Source organism: Clostridium sp. 1001271st1 H5 (assembly GCF_005845215.1).
Classification (GTDB): Bacteria; Bacillota; Clostridia; order Lachnospirales; family Lachnospiraceae; genus Enterocloster.
The window spans coordinates 1-18,046 of sequence record NZ_SPHO01000039.1 but is presented as its reverse complement, the minus strand read 5'-3'; the positions used below and the strand labels follow the sequence as shown (position 1 = coordinate 18,046).

Here is an 18,046-nt window from a genome sequence, read left to right as displayed (position 1 = left end):
GGAGGACATCATGTTTAAAGACTACGAACATCATGCACAGTATTATGAGACAGACCAGATGGGCTGTGTACATCATTCCAACTACATCCGCTGGATGGAGGAGGCAAGGGTCAGCCTGATGGAACAGATGGGCTGCGGATATAAGGCCATGGAAGCCTCAGGCGTCATGAGCCCGGTTCTGGAGGTACACTGCCAGTACAGGTCCATGGTACATTTTGATGACCATGTAAAAATACATGTATGGGTAAAGGAATATAACGCCATCCGCATGACGCTTGCGTATGAGATGCGCGATGCCGCCACAGGTGAACTTAAAACCACAGGTGAGAGCAAACACTGTTTCCTGGGTACAGACGGCAGACCTGTATCCCTGAAACGTTCCTACCCGCAGTGGGATACCGCATTCAGCAGGGCTGTCCTGGCCCAGGCGGCCCTGCAATGAAACAGTACATGGGTACCGCAATTATCCAAATAATTGTTCCGATATAAAACTAAAACCAACAAAAGACAGGAAGGCTGACTCGTTTATGACTAGAAGAAATAGTATCCGAATATTGATAATATCCATTTTTTGCAGTATCTCGCTTTTGCTGGGAGGATGCGCTGATTCCGCCCCAGCCCTTTCCCAGGACAAAGGTTACTCCACAGCCGCCCCATCCGGGCCGGGACTGGCTGTACATTTCATTGATGTGGGCCAGGGAGACAGTATACTGGCCGAATCAGGCGGACACTACATGCTGATTGATGCAGGGGAAAATGACCAGGCCAATACCGTAATCTCTTATCTGCAGGCAGAGGGAGTGGAAAAAATGGATTATGTGATTGGCACCCATCCCCATTCCGACCATATCGGCGGCCTGGACAAGGTAATTGATACCTTTCCCGTGGACAGAGTCTTTCTGCCGCCGGTGGAGCATACCACCAGGACCTTTGAGGATGTACTGGACTCCATTGCTTCCAAAGGACTGAAAATCACCAAACCGGTGCCGGGGGACTCCTATGATTTGGGAAGCGCCTCCTTTACCATACTCTCTCCGGTAAAAGACTATGGCAGCGACCTGAACAACTGGTCCGTGGGCATCCGCCTTACTTACGGCGATAACAGCTTTGTCATGTGCGGCGATGCAGAAAACCAGGCGGAGGAAGATATTGTAAACAGCGGCGCAGTGTTAAAGGCAGATGTGCTGAAGGCAGGCCATCACGGCAGCCGCACCGCTACCAGCGATGCATTTCTGAAAAAGGTATCACCCTCCTGGGTGGTAATCCAGTGCGGGGAAGGCAACTCCTACGGACACCCCCATAAGGAGACAATGGAAAAACTTAAAAAAGCAGGCTGCCAGGTACTCCGCACAGATGAGGAAGGGACCATTGCCGCTTTCAGCGACGGCAGTACAATCACATGGAGCACCGCCACCCATCAGGCTGGCAATACCGCCGAACACAGCTCCGGCAGTGCCTCCTCCCTTTCCTCCTATGTCATAAATGTTAACACCGGCAAGTTCCACAGCCCCGGCTGTGCCTCGGTCCCACAGATGAAGACGGAAAACCGGAAGGATGTAACCTCTTCCAGGGAGGAACTGATACAGGAGGGATACGAGCCCTGTAAACAGTGTAAACCGTAACCCAAACACCAGCTGTTACATGCTGTCAATACGGTCTCTGGGCTGGAGCATGTTTAAAACACACAGAAAGGATATTCTATATGAAATATATCATTGACCGGCTGGAGGAGGGTCTGGCCATATGTGAAACAGAAGCAAGAGAGCGCATAACGGTTCCCGTCAGCCATCTTCCGGAGAATGTTAAGGAAGGCGACGTATTACAGGCAGAGGATGGTTTGTTTTCCCTGGATACCGAAGAAACAGATAAAAGACGGAAAGAAATGAAAAAGAAGCTTATGGATTTATTCGGGTAAATCCAGATAGCACACAGACAGCCGGGGGCCTGCATTGAGACATTATCAATGCAGGCCCGTTTGCTTCTCTGTTATCATCTTCCCGTCCTGGTCAAACTGGTACTCTGTTCCATCGACCATACAGGTTCCGGTAACCATCTTCCCATCCGTCCCCAGGTAATAAAGACAGCCATTTTCCCTGTACCATCCGGTCCGCATGTTTCCGTCGCTGTCAAAACAGTACCACACACCGTCAATCTGTTTCCAGCATCCAATCAGCTGTGTTCCGTCCTCACAGATATAATTCCACTGTGTCCCATTTTGGTTCCATCCCGTTGTATCTGCCGCCCTTTCCCGGGAAACTGCCCGGACAGCCGGAATATCCAGGTCCCCGGCCTGGGTTTCCTGAACCATATTGGCAGCCTTTGTTGGAATCTGGGCTTGTGTCTGGGTCTGGGCCTTAGTTTGGGCACCTCCTGCATAGGGACACACGCCGTTGGGATGCAGGTGGGCCGGATGTCCTCCGCAGTGGTAGTGGTAGCTTCCCAACCCGCTGGCATTTTTGTTATCCCGGTGTCCTCCGTTGGCATCTGTCCGGCCCGAATGGGCCTGGGACTCCATTCCCCACGGAGCCTGTCCTGTTGTTCCTGCCCCTCCTGCCAGAATCACTCCGCTCATAACCGCTGCCAGCCATACCTTTACCGTTCGTTTCATCTCATACCTCCCGATTTCATTTTCAACTCTATTTTACCATGTTTCCATCTGTGTGTAACCTTATATTTCAACATCTTTCCAGGGTATTTTCGCATTTTTACGCCATTTCCCTCATAAAAAAATGATGTAAGCACTTGCGCGTTTTTCCCAATGATGATACCATAAGAAACATATGCAATGAATTCAACTAGTTTGGAGGTTTTTAAGATGGAATTAATCATACCTAAGGATTACGACCCCCGTCTTTCCATCCGTGAGACGCAGGACGCAATCAAATACATACGCGACACCTTCCAGAAGGAAATGGGAAGGGAGATGCATCTAGAGCGTATCTCCGCTCCCCTGTTCGTGGAAAGAAGCAGCGGTCTTAACGATAACCTAAACGGTACTGAGCGCCCCGTGTCCTTTGACATGCTGGGACTTCCCGGGGAAACCCTGGAGGTTGTGCACTCACTGGCAAAATGGAAGCGTATGGCCCTAAAGGAATACGGCTTTCAGCCCGGCGAGGGGCTTTACACCAATATGAACGCCATCCGCAGGGACGAGGAGCTGGATAACCTTCACTCCTGTTATGTGGACCAGTGGGACTGGGAACGGGTCATCACCAGGGAACAGCGCAATCTGGATACCTTAAAGGACACAGTGCGGGAGATTTTTAAAATTATCAAGCACATGCAGCATGAGGTGTGGTATAAATACCCGGAGGCAGTGAAGCACCTTCCAAAGGATATCTTCTTCATCACCAGCCAGGAGCTGGAGGACCTGTATCCGGACAATACGCCTAAGGAACGGGAAAACCTGATAACCAGGGAACATGGCTGCGTATTCCTGATGCAGATTGGCGATAAACTGGCCGGCGGCAAGCCCCATGACGGACGCGCGCCTGACTATGACGACTGGAAGCTGAACGGCGATATCCTGTTCTGGTTTGAGCATTTACAGTGCGCCCTGGAAATCTCCAGCATGGGTATCCGTGTGGATGAGGCTGCCCTGGAGGACCAGCTCAGGAAAGCCGGATGCGAAGACCGCCGCAGTCTTCCTTATCATAAAATGCTTTTAAACGGAGAACTTCCCTACACCATCGGCGGCGGTATCGGACAGTCACGTCTGTGCATGCTGCTTTTGGACCGCGCCCATATAGGTGAAGTCCAGGCCAGTATCTGGCCCAGGGAAATGCGCGATATCTGCGGAAAAAACAAGATTTATCTGCTGTAGCCATTGGCCGGGAGCGTATTATGGAATCCAATATCTCAATCTTTTTTATCATAGAAATAGTCGGAACCGTGGCCTTTGCCTCGTCCGGTGCCCTGGTGGCCATCAAACAGCGCCTGGACCTGCTGGGAGTGGTGGTCCTGGGCGTCACCACTGCTGTCGGCGGCGGAATGCTCCGGGACATTATACTGGGAATCGTACCGCCCAGCCTGTTCATGAACCCGGTTTACGTGTACACGGCCTTTCTGGCGGCCATGGTACTCTTTGTCCTGGTCTGGCTGAACCAGAGGATACTGGAAAGCCGGTATATCTCGGCTTATGAGAAGATAATGAACCTGTTTGACGCCATTGGACTGGGAGCCTTCACGGTAACAGGCATCAACACAGCTGTGACGGCCGGTTACGGGGAATATCATTTTCTCTCCGTGTTCCTGGGCGTCCTTACAGGCGTGGGAGGCGGCGCCCTCAGGGATATTCTGGCCGGCCAGTCCCCGTATATCCTGCGCAAGCATGTATATGCTTCCGCCTCCATTGCCGGGGCTGTCTGCTATGTCTGCCTGAACGGCTGGCTCTCCAGAGACGCCTCCATGATATTGAGCGCAATCCTGGTGGTGCTCATCCGCCTTCTGGCCACAAAGTACGACTGGAATCTTCCCACCGCCTACCACACCAAAAACAAATAAAAAACAAGCCCGGGCCCCAATCATTGTACAAACCGTGTACAAATGACCGGGGCCCGGCCTTTTCTCCCCTCTCTCTATCTCTGCTGCTGCAAATACTTGGTAATGCTTCTCTGGAATATCTTCATGCTGCTGTCCACATTCCTGTTTTCCATAAGTATCTTGGATACCTCCCCGTCTGCCAGGCTCATGACCTGCTCATACTGCTGGAACTTGGGCTCTATGACCCCGTTCTCAATTACATTGTACAGCAGACTGCTGTTAATGACCTGCTCCCCCTCATCCATGTCCTCCTGTATGATGGCCGCTGCCTGGCCGGAGCCGGTAACGCTTTTCAGCACAGACACGCCCTGTGAGTACCGGAATATGTCCATCTGCATCTCCTCATTTCCAGTCAGCTGTTTCAGGAATTCCCACGCCAGCTTTTCATGCTTTGTGCTGCTGTTGATGCCCATGAGAAGGGAATCCACCCTGGAACGGTTCTCTCCCTCTTTTCCGGCAGGAAACGTGATGCAGTCCCACTGGAACTTTGTGTATTTCTTAATCCGGTAGGGGTAGGTCTTATAGGTCCTGTACTCTGCAAAGGTCAGGGGCATAAAGGCCACATTCCCTTTGTTGAAGTCCTCCTGGGTCACGCTCTGTCCCTGGTTAAGGTCGTTAAGGCGCTTCATGTATTTGATGGCGTCCAGGACATGGGGGTCCGTAAAGGACAACTGCTGCTGGTCCCCGCCGTAAAATCTCCCCCCGCTGGTGTAAACCGCGTTCCTCCAGCTGTAATTATAGGTGCCGAACTGGTCCAGCAATCCATCCCCATTCACATCCTTTGTTATCTTCCTGCATATTTCATACATATCATCCCATGTCCAGTCCTCCCCCGGCACCTCAATCTGTTCCCTGGCCAAAAGGGATTTGTTGACAAATAAAAGGACCGGAACCGTTTCATAGGGAAGGGCGCACTGGTGTCCATCGTATTTTCCCGCGTCAAGGGCTGTGGTGAAAAAGTCACTGCGGTCAAACCCGTCATCATGCTCAATGAGTTCGTCCAGGTTTTTCATGACCCCCAAAGATGAATACAGGTTGAAATCCGTATCCGGCACCATAAACACATCCGGCATCTTTCCCTCCAACAGCTTTCTGGCGCACCACTCCGAGTAGTCCTCCTTGCTGATTCCGCTGTAATAGTGAATCTTCACCCCGGGATGCTCCTCCTCAAACCTTGCAATCGCCTTGTCCATGATGACAAAGCTGCTGGCACTGGCAACGTCCCAGTTGCTTCCCGTAAACATGCCGAATTCCAGGACTATCTCCTTATCATGATACATGTATATACATCCCGCCAGACCAAAAAGGAGGACCAGGGCTGTTCCCAGCCCCAGCGTCCATTTCCATCCCTTCATCCCAATCTCACCCTTCCTTCTGCCTATCTCCTGCCTCTGTTCTGCTTCTGCCTGCCGCTCCGCTTCTGCCTGCTGTCCTGCTTCTGCCTGCTGTCCCGGCCAGACTTCAGGTGCCCAGGCGTTTCCTTACATTTGTCTGGACAGCCCAGATTGCCAGCTGGGTGCGGTCCCGCAAATCCAGCTTGTTCAGTATGGTGCTGAGATAATTGCGCACCGTCCCCTCAGACAGCTTAAGGGTTTCCGCTATCTCCCTGTTGCTGGCCCCCTTTTCCACCTGGGCTATGATTTTCCACTCTGTCTTTGTAAGCTCGTCCACATTCTTATCACCCACAAGTATGGTATAGTCCGCCTGGGCCATCTGTGAAAACAGCCTCAGCACCTTGGCTGCAATGTCCGGGTTAATCATGGCCCATCCATTGTATACCGTGGTAATGGCATTGGCCAGTTCATCCATGGACACGCCCTTTAACAGATACCCGCTGGCCCCGTATTTCAGGGCATTGTAGACATACTCGTCATCGTCAAAGGTGGTGAGTATAATAATCTTAATCTGAGGATAATTTTCCTTTATGATTTTCGTGCACTGCACCCCGTCCAGCTTGGGCATCCGGATGTCCATCAGTATGACATCCGGCTTGTTCTTCCTTACGCAGCGGATAACCTCCTGGCCGTTGGACGCCACATCTGTAACCATTATGTCGGGCCTGCTGTTGAGCACAATCTGCAGGCTCTGGCGAATCAGCTCCTGGTCGTCCGCAATCAATACTTTAATCATAAGTCTCCCCCCATCGGATTGGTATCCTTGCATTTACAGTAAAACCGCCGCTGCCGTCAAATGTCACAACACCGCTCAGCATCTTAATCCTCTCCTTCATGTGCTTTGTTCCGAATCCGCTCTTTATTTCCCTGCACCCGATGCCGTTGTCCTTGATTTGCAGAAGGATGTCCGTATCCTCCTTCTTTATGGTAATCCATATCTGGCTGGCATGGCCGTGGCGCAGGGCATTGGTGATTCCCTCCTGGATGACCCGGTAAATGGCGTTTTCCTCGTCCTCATCAAATTTCAGGTTCTTCACCTGGCAGTCAAAGTACACCCTGGCGCCGGACACAGCGTTCATGTCCGATACCATCTTGCTGATGGCGTATTCCAGGCTGAACCGCTCCAGGGCATCGGGGCGCAGCTGGCTGACAGAGCGCCGTATTTCCTTGATGCCGTCCCTTGTGACCTTGGAAATAAGCTCCAGCTGCTCCTTTGTCTGCCGGGGCGACGTGCCTATGGTGGCCAGGCAGGCGTCTATGCCCGCGGCAATGCCGGTCAGGGTGTGGCCCAGGGTATCATGGATTTCCCTGGCCAGACGGTTTCTCTCCCTTGTCTCCGCCATTTTTTCCGCCATCACGGAGTACTCTTTAAGCTGTTCATTCACTTCCTGAAGCTGCTCGTTAAGGGCATGTATCTCGTCCAGGTTTCCCTGCTGCTGGTTGATGATATTCACACAGTATACCACAAACATGATTACATTCAGGGATATCAGGATATTGTAGCTGCTGAGCAGGTACTGCTGGGCGGAGGCATTGTAAAATGCAATGTAATCCTGTATGGAATACAGGCGGTAGGAAATGGAAAGCAGTTCGTAATCAGCCAGGATAAAGCTGCCGATAGCCACCGCCGCCAGGAAATACCTGGATTTCCCGTTTTTGGCATAGAGAATGACATTGGAAAATACCAGCAGCAGGATACCGTTATAGTTAAAATTCAAAAGTATAATAATGGCAAAACAAATGGCAAAATCAGCCACAAGGCTGAACAGAATCACCTTACTGTTGTCCGGGAACAGCCGGTCCCGCACAAACATACTGCCTGCCAGCAGAGCCAGAAGAAGGGCGCAGAGCCAGATGTTCCGGCAGGGATACCAGACAATGGCCTGGATGCCGCTTAAAAACTCCCTGGCCACATAGCTGCGCCGTATGTTTTCAATTGTGGCATATATAAATATGCTGAGTCCCATTACGGATATCACATTAAGCGCCAGGATTCCCAGCTGCAGGATGCGTACCCGCCTGTTATCCATATTCGTATCCATATCCTCACTGCCACCCGTCTATTTCAAATTCATGGAGATTGTCCCTGGTAATCATGGTGCTGGGCAGGCTTATGTATTTCTCCACCGTCTCCCCGTCCAGATAACGGTAAGCAGTCTCAGCCGCCTTCCTGCCTATGGACCTGGGACTCTGGGCACTGGTTCCTGTCACATACCCCACATCCAGGATTGCCTTAAAATCCGGAGAGCCGTCGATTCCATATATCAGGACCCCCTCCTCCCTCCTGGCCTGCTGCAGGGCTGCCAGAGCTCCCAGGGCCGTGGGGTCATTGCCTCCCAATATTACGTCAAAATCAATGTCCCGGCGCAGAAGGTCAGCCATCACATGGGATGACACCTCAATCTCTCCTGCCGCTGCCTCCCTGTATACCACCTGGTAGTTGTCATTGCCCTCTATGGTGTCCAAAAAGCCCTGTTCCCGGTTGGTAATGGAGGTCTGTATGGGATTGTCCAGTATCACGATTTTCGCCTTGTCCTTGCGCTTCATCATATCCAGGGCGCAGAGCTGGCCTGCCTGGTAGTTATCCGTCTCTATAATGGAAATCACGGAATCCCTGTCCTTCACCACCGTATCCACGTTGATAATGCCCACCCCCGCCTCCTTGCAGGCATCCAGGGCAGGCTGCACCTTTTCCCAATCCACAGGATTCAAAAACAGCATCTGGATACCCTCGTCTATCATCTCCTGAATCTGCTGGTTCTGCTTTTCCTGGTCCTGAAGGGGGTCCCTGGTAAGAAGGATATCGCCGTTGGCTTCCACCACTTCTTCTATCCCCTGGTTGAGGACATCAAAATATGGATTATTTCTGGTCATATAGGTTGCCCCGAACAGCCTGGCCTCATGCTGGCGCCCGCTTCCGTCCGGGCGGCCGCAGCCCTCCAACAGGAGCATGATGCCCGCTGTCAGGATTAACAAACCTGTTCCTATCTTCATCTGCTTCCCGCCTCCCTGTCTCTGACTTCATTTCCCGGATGCCTGGTCATATCCCCGGCTGCCCGGTCACGCTCCCGGTCCGGTCCTTTCCCATTATACCGCAAACATGAGTATCTGTAATATCTCATGGTAACTTTTTGAAAAACTTTGACTTCGACAAAAAGCGCCCCACTGCCGTGAAACGCTTTTGCCGCAAACCAGGCTTTATTCCGCCTTTTTGTTTCTCAGGTAATCCACAAAAACAGCCAGGAGGATAACGGTTCCCTTTACAACGTACTGCCAGAAGGAATTCACATTCAGCAGGTTCAGGCCGTTGTTCAGAACGCCGATAATCAGGCCGCCGATGATGGTTCCTCCGATTTTACCGGAGCCGCCTGCCATGGAGGTTCCGCCCACCACAACAGCTGCAATGGCGTCCATCTCGGCTCCGTCGCCAGCCGTGGGCTGGCCGGAATACATACGGGATGCCAGGACCACGCCCGCAAGTCCTGCCATGATTCCCGAATAGGTATGTACCAGGAATTTTACCCTGGCCGTACTGATGCCTGAGAACCTGGCTGCCTGGGAGTTTCCGCCCACCGCGTAGATATGGCGTCCCAGCTTTGTTTTATTCATGATGATAGCCGTGATAATAAGCACTGCTGCCAAAAGTATGACCGGCGTGGGAACGCCGCCCACATACCCGGCGCCTAAGAACTGCCACTCCTTTGTGACCACCCGCACCGGAGAGCCGCCCGTATACACATAGGCCAGCCCCTTTGCCACATTCATGGTGGCCAGGGTCACGATAAAGGGCGGTATGGTTGTCCTTGATATGACAACGCCGTTAAACATACCCACCGCCATGCCCACCAGCACGCCGCACAGCACGCCCGCTGCTATGGGAAGGCCGTAACGGGACACGCAGCCCGCTGCAAAGCAGCCCGAAAGGGCGATAATGGAACCCACGGACAAATCAATGCCGCCCAGGATGATAACCATGGTCATGCCGCAGGCCAGGAACAGGTTGGACGATATCTGACGCAATACGTTGAATATATTTTTCTGGGTCAGGAAGGAGCCGCTGGTCTTTGGGAACACGGATAAGAAAATACACAAAATAAGCAGGGCCCCGATAATGCCGATATTATCCTTAAAATATTGTTTTACATTTTTCTGCAATCTGGTTGTCATTTGACTTTCCCCCTTTTCTTACTTTGCCGCCAGCTTCATGATTTGTTCCTGGGTGACGCACTCCTCATGGCTGAAGCATCCGGTAATCCGGCCGTCGCACATGACATAGACCCGGTCGCTCATATTGAGGATTTCAGGCAGTTCGGATGATATCATGATGATGGACATACCCTTTTTCACCAGCTCGTTCATGATTCCGTATATCTCAGATTTCGCGCCCACGTCCACGCCCCTGGTGGGCTCGTCCAGAATCAGTATCTTAGGGGAGGTGGCCAGCCATCTTCCAATCATTACCTTCTGCTGGTTGCCGCCGGACAGATTCCCGATAAGCTGTTCCTGGGACGGGGTCTTGGTATCCATCATCTCAATATACTGCCGGGTAATCTCCTCCTCCTTGTCCGCATCCACCCAGATGCCCTTTATAAAGCGTTTCAGCACCTCGATGGTGGAGTTAAACCGGACGCTCTGCACCTTATACAGTCCCTCCTGCTTCCGGTCCTCAGGCACCAGTGCAATACCGTATTTCATGGCGTCAATAGGGGATTTGATGGACGCCGGCCTCCCATCCACGCTGATACTCCCCGTATAACCGGGCGTCAGTCCGAATATACACTTCATTGTCTCGCTTCTTCCAGCGCCAACCAGCCCCGCAAAACCAATGATTTCCCCCTCATGCAGTTCAAAACTGGCCCCTTTGACCATCTTTCCGTCTGCAATATTCTCACATTTCAGTACCACCCTGCCTGGCTCCATGTAATCCCTGGTGTAATACTTGGTCAGCTCCCTGCCCACCATCATGGCGATAAGATGGTCCCTTGTGGTATCCTTTACCACCTCAGTGCCCACGTAAGTTCCGTCCCTCAGCACGGTCACCCGGTCGCATATCTGCTCCAGTTCGTCCATCTTATGGGATATATAGATGATTCCAACGCCTTTCTTTGTCAGCTCCCGCATGGTGCTGAACAGAAATTCCACTTCCTTGTCCGATATGGATGAGGTGGGCTCATCCATTACCAGTATCCTGGAATGATAGGAGATGGCCTTTACGATTTCCACCATCTGCTGCTGGGCAATGGTAAGGTCCTTAACCAGCGTCCCCGCTTCAATGCCCATATGATATGCATCCAGAAGCTCCTGGGCTTCCTTCTCCATGGTGTCGTGGCTGACCCAAAGCCCTTTTGACGGCTCTCTGCCAAGAAAAATATTTTCCGCCACAGTCATGTGAGGCACCAGTACCAATTCCTGGTGGATAATGGAAATTCCGTTGCTATGGGATGCATTTACCCCATCAATGGCTGCTTTTTTTCCGTCAATGAAAATTTCACCCTGTTCCGCAATGTAAATACCGCCCAGGACCTTAATCAGTGTGGATTTACCTGCCCCGTTTTCACCAAGCAATGCGTGGACCTCACCGGCCCTCAGTTCCAGGTCCACCCCCTGAAGCGCCTTGACGCCCGGAAATGATTTGTGGATGTTCTTCATTTGAAGCAGAACTGTTTCACTCATAATCTCACCTGCCTGTTCTTCTATTCATATGGTTCGTGACAGAGCTTCCTGCCGTACGCTGCTGTTTTGGCCTGTCAGTTAAAAAGTGCCTGGCCCCCGAAGGGGCCCAGCACTTTTCAGACTACTCTCTTACTGCCATCCATCTGTGCCATACTTATCTACATTTTCTGATGTAATAAGGAAGGTTTCTACCGGATATCTTGATTCTACCTTGTCGCCGTTTAAGTATGTATACATGATATTTACTGCAGACTGTGCAATCTTAACAGGAGACTGGGCGCCGCTTCCCTCAATCAGGGATTCTCCGGAAGCCATCTCTGCCTTGATGTCAGGAGAGCCGTCCACGCCGTAAATCATGCAGTCTGTAAGACCGGCTGCATTGGCTGCTGCCAGCGCCCCCAGTGCAGTTGGGTCGTTGCCGCCGAAGATGGCAACCACGTCGCCGTGCGCCTGCAGCAGGTCTTCTGCAATGCCCATGGAAACCTCCAGGTTGCCTTTTGCATCCTGCTGTGCAACAATATTAAAGCCTTTTCCTTCAATTGCATCTAAAAATCCGTTGGTCCTGTCCGTAACGGAATTCATGGTAGGAGAATCCAGTACAATAATATCCCCGCCCTCCGGGCATTTCTTTACAAGGTCCTCGCCGCAGACCTTGCCTGCATTATAGTTATCGGAGCCGGTGTAGGAAATCAGGTAGGACATATCCGCTACCTCTGTGTCAAAGCCCACAATGGGGATTCCTGCTTCCTTAAGCTGGTCAAGGGCCGGAAGGATTCCCTCTGCCTCTGCCGGATTCATGAACATGGCGTCAATGTTCTGGGAAATCAGGTCCTCTACCTGGGTAATCTGAAGGGTAACGTCATTGGCCGGGTCTACTGCAATCAGCTCGTCCCCGTTGGCCTCAACCATCTCCCTCATCCTCTTCTCAATGGTGACAAAGAACGGGTTGGTTCCGTCCATGCAGGTATAGCCGAATTTATAATGCTTGTCCGGGTCCTTCTTCTTTACATCGGCAGATGCCATATCCGTCACTGCCGGCGCCGCAGCTGCCTCTGTCTCTTCCTTGCTCTCCCCTGCTTTTTCAGGCTCAGCGGCCGCCTCCCTGGCCTCCTCTGTGGTCTGGGCCTGCGCGGCCGCCTCTGTGGCGGCTGCCGTTGTCTGGGAGTCCCCGCTGCTGCATCCTGCCAGTGCAGAACCTGCCATTGCTGCGCACATCATCACTGCCAACAGCTTCTTAGTACTTTTTTTCATAAGTTGCCTCCTTCTGCAAAATGTTTTGTTGTTTTTGCCGTAATCAAATCTTATCACGCTTTTCTTTTTAACACATGTGCACAATGTAATCATTTTCGCATGACATTTGTCATATATTTTCCCATCACTTTTACTTTTTCAGATTCCATTGGCGCAAATTTTCATCGTTTTGCACAACTGCCCGCCCCGGGGTACTCATTGCACAGAAGGCGGTAAGGCGGCTCATCTTCCTCTATGACCGGAAAACGGCCTGCCGGCAAATAGAAACGGTTGTCCCGGTTATCGTCATTGCACATGGATACCTCCCCCAGCAGCACGGGTCCTGTTCCCGGCTCTAGGCGGAAGTCATGATACAAAAAAGGCTGGATGGTAATGCTCTCCCCGGGGCGCAGCCGTATCTGCGTGCCTGCCGGTACCGTATATTCCCGTCCGTCGCTGTGTATCAGGACATCCGTATCTGCCAGACCTTCTTCTTTATCGGCATTGTATACGCCTATGAGTACATTGCCGCCGCCCCGGTTGATGATATCCTCCATCTTGTTCCAGTGAAAGTGCATGGCGGCAGACTGTCCTTCCTTGATGTACAGCAGCTTTTCCGCATATGGTTTTGTATACTTATCCATGGACACATTGCCGTTTCTCAGCGTGATAAGGGAGAACCCCACTTTGTCAAAATCCCCCATTCCAAAATCCGTGATATCCCATCCCAGCATGTTATCCCTGACTTCATCATACTCATGTCCTTTTTCCTTCCATTCTTCTGGCGTAAAACAGCAGAATGGGGGAAGTTTAAAGGAACATCTGCCAACCATCTGCTCCATGTCCTTAAGGGCCCTGTTAATTTCCGAACGTTTCATGTTTTTCCTCCTTTTCCGTCTCAGTCCAGATGGGAAAATACCCTGATTGTGTGAAGCACATCCTCCTTCATGGCCTGGATTCCCCACCGGGTCACATCGTGGAAAAATACATGTTCCCCGGCTGTCCTGCATTTCTCCTTTACATACATGCCCCCTGCCTTGGCCAGGTATGTGTAGTAATTGATTTTCCTGACGCCATTGGCAATACATTTCTTAAAGTCCCTGTCGCTGACCCCGGAGCCGCCGTGCATCACAATGGGAATGCCGATGCTTTCCCGAATCCTGTGTATCCTGTCAAAATCCAGCCTGGGCGCGGTCAGATATAGGCCGTGCACCGTGCCGAAGGAGCAGGCCAGGGCATCTATCCCGGTGAGGGCGGTAAAAGCCCGGGCCTGTTCCGGGTCCGTGTAGCAGCCTTCCACCGCCTCTGCCTGCTCTCCTTCCCCCACACTGGAGAACTCCTGCCTTCCCATGGCGCCAATCTCAGCCTCCACGGAGGCCCCCCGGTTTCCGGCCATTTCCACGGCAATCTTTGTGTTTGCCGCATTTTCCTCAAAGGGCAGGACGGAACCGTCGTACATCACTGAGGTGAATCCCATTTCCAGCGCCTCCTCCAGGATTTCCAGCTTATCGCCGTGGTCCAGATGGACACATACAGGCACGGAAGATTTTTCCGCCATCATCACCATTACAGGGCCGATGACCTTAAGGGGGATAATGGACTCATGAACCGGAGCAAACTGCAGGATAACCGGCTGCCCCAGTTCCTCAGCCGCACCCAATACAGCCTGGATGCCCTCCAGGGACGTAATGTTGAAGGCGCCCACCGCTATTTTTTTTGCATCTGCCAAATTTAAAATTGCTTTCATTGAAACTAACATGTTTATAATCTCCTTTCTTATGGCCGGATAGCCTTCTGCTTTTCCCATCCTGCCTTTATCTTCTGCCGCAGCTCATCAAAGGACAGAAGGCCGCTGAGGGCATCGTATGCCGTGACGCAGGATGCGCCTGTGGCAGCTGCCAGCCGGACGCATTCAAGCGGCGCGCAGCCGTCCAGCATGGCCTTTATAAAGGCAGCGATGCTGGTATCGCCTGCCCCTGTGCCGGACAGAACGCAGTCCGGCACATAGCTGTCCTCAAAATGGCTCACATCTTCCCAGCCCGCAAAATCCGGCAGACACTCCTTCCACACCGGTCCAGGAGCTGTCTTAAGGTACATGCCCGCTGCCCCGCATTTCAGAAGGACGCATCTGGCCCCCATGGACAGAGCCCTGGATGCCAGCGGCTCCACGTCCTCCTTCAGCGACAATATTCCTGTGACATCCTCTCCCCCTGCCCTCTCCTGCCATCTGCAGTACATGGGGCGGTCCAGCATGTATCCCAGTTCCTCAATACTGGGCACAAAGAAATCCACATAGGGCAGAACCCGTTCCAGTATGGTTTCCCAGTCCTTGCCCGCTGCTTCTGAGTCCGGGTCCACTGCAACCAGGTCCAGGGACGTGGTAAGCCCCATGGATTTTATCTTTTTGTAGAGCCTTACCAGTTCCTCCCCGTCATCCTGGTAAAACCTGCGCATGATTGGCGGATAACCAAAATGAAAGTGGACTGCCTCCCCTGCTTTCTGAAGGTCCACGTCCTCATAGCCAAAGGTATCATTGCAGCCCGGGTCATGTAGGAAAAAGCGGTCCAGTCCCCTGGGCGCCAGCACTATGGTATAGGATGTGTTCTCTCCCGGAACCTGGGTGATGCAGGTTTCACAGCCATGGGCCCTTATCATGTCCTGCAGCGCGTTTCCAAAATAATCATCCCCGATTTTAGCCATCAGAACCACGTCCGCTCCCAGGCGCTTAAGCCCCAGGCCAGTGTTGGAAACAGCGCCGCCCGTGCACATCATGGCTTTTCCCACCTTAAGCAGCTTTCCCGGCTGGAACAGCTCAGACAGCTTCTGTTTCCCGCTGTTTTGGAAAACCGGTGTAATGTCCAGGGAAATATGCCCGGCCACTGCTATTTTTTTATTTTTTTCTCCCATCTTACTTCCCCCTTCCGCACCCAATCATAGCAGTTTTCAAACATAAATCCAATGGTTTGTGTACAATTATTACATAGGTAATATTCATTATGACATTTGTCATGTACATATTGCACAATGCAAAAAAATATGGCTGCGGCTAATCAGCGGCAGCACAAAAAGGCCCCGGAGGGCCGTTAAAATCACGGCGCCCCCAAGGCCTGGTCAAACAATGATTTAATTGATACGGGCAAATTCCCGTTTTTGCTTGCTGCCGGGCCGTCCACTCCGGCTGACCCGCCATTTATCCGGGCTTTTGCCCTGTCACACGGCTCACGCAATCGCCGCAGCGGTCTGTCCCCTGTCCCCGGACCACTCTATGGCGTCATAGGCCTGGGCAATGTTCAGCATATGGTCACCGATTCGTTCATAGTCAGTAAGCATTTCCGAATACAGGATGGAGGACTCCACATTGCAGTTGCCCTCCCGCATACGGTCAATCTGGTTCTGGCGGAACTTGCGGGTTATATCGTCAATCCTCTGTTCAATCTCAGCCACCCTGGACAGCGGTGATTCCGCGTCCCCGGCAGCGGCTGCCATCAATAGCTCCATGCCTTCCCGGCAGGTTCCTTCCATGGTGGCGAATTCCTTCCTGGCATATTCTGAAAACTGAAGTCCTTTTTCCTCTATGGTTTCAGCATATTCCGCCAGGTTCATGGCATGGTCGCCGATTCGCTCAATATTTCCCAGAATGGTATACATCCGGTTCAGGGTGTCAATATCCTTAGGCGTCTGGTCCAATACGAGTATCTTGGAGATTTTCTGGGAAAGTCTCATATTGCTCAAATCAATCTCCTCTTCCCGGTCCGTTATGGCCTGGATTCCCTCTGAGGCCCCGTCCTCCACCGCCTTAAAGCTCTGGGATACATTTTCTGCCGCTGTCGCCAGCATCACCTGAATCTCATCGTGAATCTGGTTAATGGCAATGGTGGAAATACCCAGGTGGTGCTTGGAAGCCATTAGACCCTCAAACCACTGGTCGGCATCCTTAACAGGCACAGCCTTATCCGGAAGGATTGCAATGGCAATCTTCTCCAGAAGCGCGCCAAAGGGCAGAAGAATCAAGGTAGTGCTGATATTAAAAATGGTATGGACATTTGCAATCTGGGCCACCGGATTATCAGGGGTAAGGCCAATCACAAAGTCCGTAAACGGAGTCAGGATGCACAGGGTCACGAACAGGGCTGTGCCAATCACATTGAACATCAGGTGAATCAGCGTGGTGCGCTTTGCATTGCGGCTGGTTCCCACAGAGGCCAGAAGGGCCGTGATGCAGGTACCGATATTCTGTCCGAACAGCACAAACACGGCGCTGTGAAGGTTGATAACACCGCCCATGGCCAGGGCCTGAAGAATACCCACAGACGCGGAGGAGGACTGGATGATGGCCGTGAACACCGCGCCTACCAGGATTCCCAAAAGAGGATTGGAGAACTTGGTCACCATATGGATAAAGGTCTCAGAATCCCTCAGCGGAACCATGGCATCGCTCATCATGCCCATGCCGATGAACAGGACACCGATACCGGCAATGATGCCTCCCATATGCTGCACCTTTTTATTTTTTACGAATATCAGGGACATAACGCCCACAAAGGCAATTAACGGAGCCAGCGCCCCTATGTCCAGGGCAATGAGCTGTCCCGTAATAGTGGTGCCCACATTGGCACCCATGATAATCCATACAGCCTGCTTAAGCGTCATAAGACCTGAGTTAACGAATCCAACGGTCATGACGGTTGTGGCTGAAGACGACTGAATCAGGGCCGTGATTCCGGCGCCCACCAGCACCCCCAGAAAACGGTTTGCCGTAAGGCGTTCCAATATCTGCTTCATACGGTTTCCAGCCACAGCCTCCAGATTGGTACTCATCATCTGCATGCCGTACATGAACAGGGCCAGGCCGCCCAGCAGGCTTAAAACCAATTCTACTCCCATGTGTTTTCTCCTTTTGTCCGAGGAAATAAGCTTTTACTATATTATCATTTAATGGATAATCCGGTGTATTCCCGGCAATTTCCGGTAAAAATGGGCAAAAATAGGGCATAGCCCGCTATCCCAAACCAAAAATTGCAGGTTATGCCTCCTTTATCACACGCTTGCGGCATCCGTCACACAGGGCCTTTCCCATGATATCTATAGCCTCTTTTCCTGATTATTTACCATATCTTTACGACTTCTTTACACATACTCATTATACGGGATATTTCATATGTCGTCAATATCGTTTCCCGCCAGTAATGTAAAGTCTATGTAAATTA

General features: G+C 51.9%; 18 protein-coding genes. 5 read left to right on the top strand and 13 right to left on the bottom strand.

The genetic code is table 11. The features are described from left to right. Nucleotides 1–10: 10 nt before the first annotated feature. The 3 genes from FGS84_RS29590 (at nucleotide 11) to FGS84_RS29580 (ending at nucleotide 1,915) form a co-directional block, all read left to right on the top strand. Nucleotides 11–442: a thioesterase family protein gene (locus FGS84_RS29590; protein ID WP_138311750.1), complete on the top strand. Its 432-nt coding sequence runs from the start codon at nucleotides 11–13 to the stop codon at nucleotides 440–442. Nucleotides 443–527: 85 nt separating this feature from the next. After that, nucleotides 528–1,622 carry a ComEC/Rec2 family competence protein gene (locus FGS84_RS29585; protein ID WP_138311749.1) on the top strand — a complete coding sequence of 365 codons (1,095 nt, stop codon included), beginning with the start codon at nucleotides 528–530 and terminating at the stop codon, nucleotides 1,620–1,622. An 80-nt stretch (nucleotides 1,623–1,702) separates the two neighbouring features. After that, nucleotides 1,703–1,915 (top strand): DUF3006 domain-containing protein, encoded by a 213-nt coding sequence (locus FGS84_RS29580; RefSeq protein WP_138311748.1) that lies wholly within the window; start codon nucleotides 1,703–1,705, stop codon nucleotides 1,913–1,915. Between the two features lie 45 nt (nucleotides 1,916–1,960). On the opposite strand, the gene FGS84_RS29575 is transcribed toward FGS84_RS29580, so the two are convergent. Both FGS84_RS29575 and FGS84_RS31290 read right to left on the bottom strand, forming a co-directional pair. Then, nucleotides 1,961–2,608: a YHYH domain-containing protein gene (locus tag FGS84_RS29575; protein ID WP_138311747.1), complete on the bottom strand. Its 648-nt coding sequence runs from the start codon at nucleotides 2,606–2,608 to the stop codon at nucleotides 1,961–1,963. Further along, nucleotides 2,605–2,829, bottom strand: a complete 225-nt coding sequence (locus tag FGS84_RS31290; protein WP_178332217.1) for a hypothetical protein — start codon at nucleotides 2,827–2,829, stop codon at nucleotides 2,605–2,607. Before FGS84_RS31290 ends, FGS84_RS29575 begins: the two co-directional genes overlap by 4 nt. On the opposite strand from FGS84_RS31290, the gene asnA reads away from it, so the two are divergent. Both asnA and FGS84_RS29565 read left to right on the top strand, forming a co-directional pair. Then, entirely contained in the window at nucleotides 2,816–3,823 is a 1,008-nt protein-coding gene (asnA, locus tag FGS84_RS29570) for an aspartate--ammonia ligase (protein ID WP_138311746.1), read from the top strand. The genes FGS84_RS31290 and asnA overlap by 14 nt on opposite strands. A 20-nt stretch (nucleotides 3,824–3,843) precedes the next feature. Continuing rightward, nucleotides 3,844–4,503, top strand: coding sequence for a trimeric intracellular cation channel family protein (locus FGS84_RS29565; protein WP_138311745.1), 660 nt, complete (start codon nucleotides 3,844–3,846; stop codon nucleotides 4,501–4,503). 74 nt (nucleotides 4,504–4,577) lie between these two features. Here the strand turns inward: FGS84_RS29565 and FGS84_RS29560 are convergent, their stop codons facing one another. The 11 genes from FGS84_RS29560 to FGS84_RS29510 form a co-directional block, all read right to left on the bottom strand. After that, entirely contained in the window at nucleotides 4,578–5,897 is a 1,320-nt protein-coding gene (locus FGS84_RS29560; protein WP_138311744.1) for an extracellular solute-binding protein, read from the bottom strand. 106 nt (nucleotides 5,898–6,003) lie between these two features. Further along, nucleotides 6,004–6,672, bottom strand: a complete 669-nt coding sequence (locus FGS84_RS29555; RefSeq protein ID WP_138311743.1) for a response regulator transcription factor — start codon at nucleotides 6,670–6,672, stop codon at nucleotides 6,004–6,006. Beyond that, nucleotides 6,665–7,978: a sensor histidine kinase gene (locus FGS84_RS29550; RefSeq protein ID WP_138311742.1), complete on the bottom strand. Its 1,314-nt coding sequence runs from the start codon at nucleotides 7,976–7,978 to the stop codon at nucleotides 6,665–6,667. Before FGS84_RS29550 ends, FGS84_RS29555 begins: the two co-directional genes overlap by 8 nt. 4 nt (nucleotides 7,979–7,982) lie before the next feature. Then, nucleotides 7,983–8,930 carry a sugar ABC transporter substrate-binding protein gene (locus FGS84_RS29545; protein ID WP_138311741.1) on the bottom strand — a complete coding sequence of 316 codons (948 nt, stop codon included), beginning with the start codon at nucleotides 8,928–8,930 and terminating at the stop codon, nucleotides 7,983–7,985. Between the two features lie 204 nt (nucleotides 8,931–9,134). After that, the gene (locus FGS84_RS29540; protein ID WP_138311740.1) at nucleotides 9,135–10,103 is read right to left on the bottom strand and encodes an ABC transporter permease; all 969 of its coding nucleotides are present in this window, start codon (nucleotides 10,101–10,103) and stop codon (nucleotides 9,135–9,137) included. An 18-nt stretch (nucleotides 10,104–10,121) separates the two neighbouring features. Beyond that, nucleotides 10,122–11,609, bottom strand: coding sequence for a sugar ABC transporter ATP-binding protein (locus FGS84_RS29535; protein ID WP_138311739.1), 1,488 nt, complete (start codon nucleotides 11,607–11,609; stop codon nucleotides 10,122–10,124). Between the two features lie 129 nt (nucleotides 11,610–11,738). Beyond that, on the bottom strand, nucleotides 11,739–12,860 hold the full coding sequence (locus FGS84_RS29530) for a sugar ABC transporter substrate-binding protein (protein WP_138311738.1): 1,122 nt from the start codon (nucleotides 12,858–12,860) through the stop codon (nucleotides 11,739–11,741). Between the two features lie 161 nt (nucleotides 12,861–13,021). Next, a complete protein-coding gene (locus FGS84_RS29525) occupies nucleotides 13,022–13,717 on the bottom strand; it encodes a D-lyxose/D-mannose family sugar isomerase (RefSeq protein ID WP_138311737.1) in 696 nt (231 codons plus the stop codon). Nucleotides 13,718–13,737: 20 nt separating this feature from the next. Beyond that, entirely contained in the window at nucleotides 13,738–14,598 is an 861-nt protein-coding gene (locus tag FGS84_RS29520) for a class II fructose-bisphosphate aldolase (RefSeq protein ID WP_138311736.1), read from the bottom strand. Nucleotides 14,599–14,615: 17 nt separating this feature from the next. After that, on the bottom strand, nucleotides 14,616–15,746 hold the full coding sequence (locus FGS84_RS29515) for a carbohydrate kinase family protein (RefSeq protein WP_138311735.1): 1,131 nt from the start codon (nucleotides 15,744–15,746) through the stop codon (nucleotides 14,616–14,618). Nucleotides 15,747–16,058: 312 nt separating this feature from the next. Next, a complete protein-coding gene (locus tag FGS84_RS29510; protein ID WP_138311734.1) occupies nucleotides 16,059–17,723 on the bottom strand; it encodes a Na/Pi cotransporter family protein in 1,665 nt (554 codons plus the stop codon). Nucleotides 17,724–18,046 lie beyond the last annotated feature (323 nt).

What these genes read in the sequence shown, in the direction of transcription:
- FGS84_RS29590 (WP_138311750.1), top strand. Translation starts at nt 11, where the DNA reads ATGTTTAAAGACTACGAACATCATGCACAGTATTATGAGACAGACCAG.
- FGS84_RS29585 (WP_138311749.1), top strand. Translation starts at nt 528, where the DNA reads ATGACTAGAAGAAATAGTATCCGAATATTGATAATATCCATTTTTTGC.
- FGS84_RS29580 (WP_138311748.1), top strand. Translation starts at nt 1,703, where the DNA reads ATGAAATATATCATTGACCGGCTGGAGGAGGGTCTGGCCATATGTGAA.
- FGS84_RS29575 (WP_138311747.1), bottom strand. Translation starts at nt 2,608, where the DNA reads ATGAAACGAACGGTAAAGGTATGGCTGGCAGCGGTTATGAGCGGAGTG.
- asnA (WP_138311746.1), top strand. Translation starts at nt 2,816, where the DNA reads ATGGAATTAATCATACCTAAGGATTACGACCCCCGTCTTTCCATCCGT.
- FGS84_RS31290 (WP_178332217.1), bottom strand. Translation starts at nt 2,829, where the DNA reads ATGATTAATTCCATCTTAAAAACCTCCAAACTAGTTGAATTCATTGCA.
- FGS84_RS29565 (WP_138311745.1), top strand. Translation starts at nt 3,844, where the DNA reads ATGGAATCCAATATCTCAATCTTTTTTATCATAGAAATAGTCGGAACC.
- FGS84_RS29560 (WP_138311744.1), bottom strand. Translation starts at nt 5,897, where the DNA reads ATGAAGGGATGGAAATGGACGCTGGGGCTGGGAACAGCCCTGGTCCTC.
- FGS84_RS29555 (WP_138311743.1), bottom strand. Translation starts at nt 6,672, where the DNA reads ATGATTAAAGTATTGATTGCGGACGACCAGGAGCTGATTCGCCAGAGC.
- FGS84_RS29550 (WP_138311742.1), bottom strand. Translation starts at nt 7,978, where the DNA reads ATGGATACGAATATGGATAACAGGCGGGTACGCATCCTGCAGCTGGGA.
- FGS84_RS29545 (WP_138311741.1), bottom strand. Translation starts at nt 8,930, where the DNA reads ATGAAGATAGGAACAGGTTTGTTAATCCTGACAGCGGGCATCATGCTC.
- FGS84_RS29540 (WP_138311740.1), bottom strand. Translation starts at nt 10,103, where the DNA reads ATGACAACCAGATTGCAGAAAAATGTAAAACAATATTTTAAGGATAAT.
- FGS84_RS29535 (WP_138311739.1), bottom strand. Translation starts at nt 11,609, where the DNA reads ATGAGTGAAACAGTTCTGCTTCAAATGAAGAACATCCACAAATCATTT.
- FGS84_RS29530 (WP_138311738.1), bottom strand. Translation starts at nt 12,860, where the DNA reads ATGAAAAAAAGTACTAAGAAGCTGTTGGCAGTGATGATGTGCGCAGCA.
- FGS84_RS29525 (WP_138311737.1), bottom strand. Translation starts at nt 13,717, where the DNA reads ATGAAACGTTCGGAAATTAACAGGGCCCTTAAGGACATGGAGCAGATG.
- FGS84_RS29520 (WP_138311736.1), bottom strand. Translation starts at nt 14,598, where the DNA reads ATGTTAGTTTCAATGAAAGCAATTTTAAATTTGGCAGATGCAAAAAAA.
- FGS84_RS29515 (WP_138311735.1), bottom strand. Translation starts at nt 15,746, where the DNA reads ATGGGAGAAAAAAATAAAAAAATAGCAGTGGCCGGGCATATTTCCCTG.
- FGS84_RS29510 (WP_138311734.1), bottom strand. Translation starts at nt 17,723, where the DNA reads ATGGGAGTAGAATTGGTTTTAAGCCTGCTGGGCGGCCTGGCCCTGTTC.